General features: G+C 70.8%; 3 protein-coding genes. 2 read left to right on the forward strand and 1 reads right to left on the reverse strand.

Features of this window, described 5'->3' with window-relative positions; genetic code table 11:
* Positions 1–25: 25 nt before the first annotated feature.
* The gene (locus ABTZ89_RS37020; protein WP_351053773.1) at positions 26–616 is read right to left on the reverse strand and encodes a TetR/AcrR family transcriptional regulator; all 591 of its coding nucleotides are present in this window, start codon (positions 614–616) and stop codon (positions 26–28) included.
* 53 nt (positions 617–669) lie between these two features.
* On the opposite strand from ABTZ89_RS37020, the gene ABTZ89_RS37025 reads away from it, so the two are divergent.
* Together ABTZ89_RS37025 and ABTZ89_RS37030 are read left to right on the forward strand one after the other, a co-directional pair.
* Complete coding sequence (locus ABTZ89_RS37025; RefSeq protein WP_270950127.1) at positions 670–1,647, forward strand: alpha/beta fold hydrolase; 978 nt, start codon at positions 670–672, stop codon at positions 1,645–1,647.
* Positions 1,648–1,722: 75 nt separating this feature from the next.
* Positions 1,723–3,366 carry an ABC-F family ATP-binding cassette domain-containing protein gene (locus tag ABTZ89_RS37030; RefSeq protein WP_270950128.1) on the forward strand — a complete coding sequence of 548 codons (1,644 nt, stop codon included), beginning with the start codon at positions 1,723–1,725 and terminating at the stop codon, positions 3,364–3,366.
* Positions 3,367–3,533: the final 167 nt, after the last annotated feature.

The raw sequence follows: 3,533 nt of genomic DNA on the forward strand, positions 1-3,533 counted from the left end.
TGGGAACTTCGCCCTGCACGCGGGGTCATGCGGAGAGCTTGGTCTGGACCAGGTCGATGAGCTCTTCGGCAGCTTCCGCGGTGTCGTAGCTCGGGTCGCTGAGCTGCTCGGCGACGATCGCGTCGATTCCACCGCCGATGATGATCGCGAGCGTGCGTTCGTCACCTGCGGCCTTCGGGGTCCGCTCGCTCCTGGCCGCTTCGATGATCTGCGCGAGTGGACGCCACCGCTCGGCGGGCTGGCGCTCGGCGGACTCGTTGGTCATCGCTTCGATGATCATCCTGGTGTGCCGGGGGTGTTCGCGCAGGTGGCCGACCATCGACCGGATGTAGGCGGCCGGACCGTGCGCGGGGTCCGCGGCTTCCACGGCCGCCGCGACCTGGGAGGTCAGCGCGGTCAGGGCGTGTTCGTGCGCGGCGCGGACGACGGCGTCCTTCGACGGGAAGTGGTAGAGCACGGCCGCCTTCGTGATGCCGGCGCGTTCGGCGATCCGCGACAGGGAGGCACCTGCGTAACCGCGATCGGCGACCAGCTCGACGGTGGCCTCGATCAGCTGCTGGCGCCGGGCCCGCTCGGTCAGCGTGAGCTCGGATTCCGCTCGTTCTCTCCTTGACACGCACCATATTCTACCGATCGGTCAGAAGATTTACCGATCGGTCAGGGAGAATCGTGGGCAACTCGGAACGGCCTCGCCGGCGCCGCTGGTTGATCGCGCTGGGCGTCGTCGCCGTGCCCGTGGTGGTTGCCGCTTTCGCCATGCGCACGCCCTCGCCGGTGGGGCACTGGGACGGCGCGGAGGGGCGCGATCGCTTCCTGGCGGCCTACGACCAGGCGTTTCGGGATCTGCCCGCGGTCGAGGACGCGATCGATGTGCGCACCGACTACGGCGTCGTCCGTTTCTACCGCTTCGCCGGCAGCGGCGAGGCCTCGGCGCCGCTGGTGCTCCTCCCGGGACGGGCTTCGGCGAGCCCGGTGTGGGCGGACAACCTGCCGTCGCTGCTGGAGGTCGGCGACGTCTACACCGTGGATCTGCTCGGCGAGCCGGGCCGGAGCGTCCAGGACCGTCCCATCGTCGACGACGCGGACCAGGCCGCCTGGCTGCACCAGGCGCTCGCCGGGCTCCCCGAAGACCGGTTCCACCTGGTCGGGCTCTCCATCGGCGGGTGGAACGCGGCCAACCTGGCCGTCCGGCAGCCGGAACTCGTCGCCACCCTGACCCTGATCGACCCGGTCTTCGTCTTCGACGACATGCCGCTGGGCACCGTCGTGCGCTCCCTCCCGGCCGCCCTGTCGTGGCTGCCGAAGTCGTGGCGCGACGGCTTCAACTCCTACACGGCGGGCGGCGCTCCGGTCGAGGACGTGCCGGTCGCGCGGATGATCGAGTCCGGCATGCAGCACTACCGGCTGCGCTTGCCGCAGCCCAGCAGGATCACCGAAGAAGCGCTCGCCGGGCTCGACCTGCCGGTGCTGGCGATCATCGCCGGCCGGTCCGTCATGCACGATCCCGGAACGGCCACCGCGACGGCCGAACGCGCGCTGCCCGAGGCGACGGTCCGCGTCTACCCGGACGCCTCCCACGCCGTCAACGGCGAACACCCGGACCGGATCGCCGCCGACATCGCGGACTTCCTGGCGAGGCGCCCCTAGCCGGGCTCGAGAACCAGCTCGTGCCACCGCTTTCCGGGAGTCGCCGCGGTGGTGGTTGCTAATCTCGGCAGTCTCATGTCTGCGACTCTCGTTGCCTCGAACCTCGCCGCCGGGCACGGCGACCGCTCGTTGTTCTCCGGGCTGGATCTCGTCATCGCTCCTGGTGATGTCATCGGACTGGTCGGAGCCAACGGTGCGGGGAAGTCGACCCTGCTGCGGCTGCTCGCCGGGCTGAACGCACCTGAGCACGGGGAGCTGCGGCTCTCCCCGGCCACCGCCGCCGTCGGATACCTGCCGCAGGAACCGGACCGCCGCCCCGGCGAAACGGTGAGCCAGTTCCTCGCCCGCCGCACCGGCGTCGCCGCTGCGCAGCGCGTGATGGACGACGCGACCGAAGCACTGACCAGAGGCGCCGCCGGCGCGGACGACGCCTACGCCGAGAGCCTGGAGCGCTGGCTGAGCCTAGGTGGCGCTGACCTCGAAGAACGTGCTGAAGGCGTCGTGGACCAGCTCGGTCTGGCCGTCGAGCTCGAGCAGCCGATGACCTCGCTGTCCGGCGGTCAGGCCGCGCGCGCCGGGCTCGCCTCGCTGCTGCTGTCCCGCTACGACGTGTTCCTGCTGGACGAACCCACCAACGACCTCGACCTCGAAGGTCTGGAACTGCTCGAGGAGTTCGTGCGCGGACTGCGAGCCGGAACCGTCGTCGTCAGCCACGACCGCGAATTCCTCGCCCGCACCGTCAACAAGGTCCTGGAACTCGACCTCGCCCAGCAGCAGATCAACCTCTACGGCGGCGGCTACGACGCCTACCTGGAGGAACGTGCGGTCGCGCGCCGGCACGCGCGGGAGGCCTACGAGGAGTACGCGGACAAGAAGTCCGCGCTGGAGGAGCGCGGCCGGATGCAGCGCGCCTGGATGGACAAGGGCGTCCGGAACGCCCGCCGCAAGGCCACCGACAGCGACAAGATCAGCCGCAAGACCCGCTCCGAAGCATCCGAGAAGCAGGCGGCCAAGGCGCGGCAGACCGAGCGGCTCATCGAGCGGTTGGAGGTCGTGGAAGAACCGCGCAAGGAGTGGGAGCTGCGCATGGAGATCGCGGCGGCACCCCGCTCCGGCGCGGTCGTCGCCTCCCTGCGCGAAGCCGAGGTGCGGCGCGGTGACTTCACCTTCGGCCCGGTGACCTTGCAGATCGACTGGGCGGATCGCGTCGCGATCACCGGCGCCAACGGTTCCGGCAAGTCGACGCTGCTCGGCGCGCTGCTGGGGCGCGTCGAACTGGACGCGGGAGCTGCTGCGCTCGGTTCGGGCGTCGTCATCGGCGAGATCGACCAGGCCCGCGCGCTGTTCCACGGTTCGGAGTCCCTGCTCGACGCGTTCTGCGCGGCAGTGCCGGACTCCCCGCCAGCCGACGTCCGAACGCTGCTCGCCAAGTACGGGCTCAAGGCCGACCACGTGCTGCGCCCGGCCACCACGCTCTCGCCCGGTGAACGCACGCGCGCCGCGCTCGCCCTGCTGCAGGGGCGGGGCGTCAACCTGCTGGTGCTGGACGAGCCGACGAACCACCTCGACCTGCCGGCCATCGAGCAGCTGGAATCCGCCCTCGACTCCTACCCGGGCACGTTGCTGCTGGTGACCCACGACCGCCGCATGCTGGACGCGATCCGGACCAACCGCCGCCTGGAGATGGCCGACGGCAAGCTGACCGAACTCTCCGGGTGAGCCCGGAACCCGGCGCCGGACTGGTTCGTCCCAGGCTCTGCGGGGCCGACGTCTTCGGCGGCTAGCGGGTTTCGGCCGCCGCAGTAGGGACGCCCCCGCGCTCAACCGGCCTGGGGGTTACCGGGAGTGCGGGGGCGTCAAGGTCCACCCCTGGGGGTCAGGTGGAC

This window comes from Saccharopolyspora sp. NPDC002686 (genome assembly GCF_040295745.1).
In the GTDB taxonomy this organism is placed as follows: Bacteria; Actinomycetota; Actinomycetes; order Mycobacteriales; family Pseudonocardiaceae; genus Saccharopolyspora; species Saccharopolyspora oryzae.

Coding starts and splice junctions, on each gene's coding strand:
- ABTZ89_RS37030 (WP_270950128.1), top strand. CDS start 1,723: ATGTCTGCGACTCTCGTTGCCTCGAACCTCGCCGCCGGGCACGGCGAC.